The organism is Paenalcaligenes sp. Me52, from assembly GCF_050487965.1.
Classification (GTDB): Bacteria; Pseudomonadota; Gammaproteobacteria; order Burkholderiales; family Burkholderiaceae_B; genus Paenalcaligenes.
The window spans coordinates 1-655 of the sequence record NZ_JBKQFO010000027.1; the positions used below are offsets into that span (position 1 = coordinate 1).

1 protein-coding gene is annotated in these 655 nt (G+C 43.8%); it reads left to right on the plus strand.

What is annotated here, in order from left to right; translation table 11 throughout:
• Window positions 1–166: 166 nt before the first annotated feature.
• A partial coding sequence (locus tag ACLO87_RS16775; RefSeq protein ID WP_430224340.1) for a hypothetical protein occupies window positions 167–655 on the plus strand: 489 nt, incomplete at its 3' end.

Genomic DNA, 655 nt, shown 5'->3' on the forward strand with positions numbered 1-655 from the left:
GTAATAATCAATCCATCCTGAAAGAACGCGCGCGGCAGGCGATTGAGAATCCGCTTAAGCAGCCCGAACAGGGCACACAGTATCAGATCTGGGAAGACGACTGGATGATTGATGAGTGTTTATGCGCGATGTATGACGCATCATCCGAATCACCAGGAAAATAAAAATGATTAAATTCCGGCTTTATATTCCCCCTGTAATTCTCGGTTTTGTTATCGTACCATTATTGGTATGGCCGACGGTTATTGCCTTAGCCGTACTTATATTCACGTTAACTTTTCTGGCGGAAATAATATTCTCCTTTCCGCTCCTGGTTGTGCGTATTTCTCTTCAGGAATTACAACTTGAGTTAATGGTTGAATATGCACTTTTTTTCAGTGTAATGGGTGGCATCGGTTGGCAATTCTCCCGCAGAATGCCTCCTGAATTAAAAAACAGACTGCATTGCTGGCTGGTCTTTTCTCCGGCCTATTTCTGGTTAATTCTCTCGAATTTCATTCTTTATATTACTCCAGAGAAATCAGCGTTGCTGGAAAATATCCGAAACTTCTTTCTGACGTTTGTCTGGCTTCCCCTGAATTTTTCCCCTTTTTGGCCGCAGCCGTGGACTGATTTTGTCGGCCCGATTAGTGCACAGCTTGGTTTTGCGTTGGGA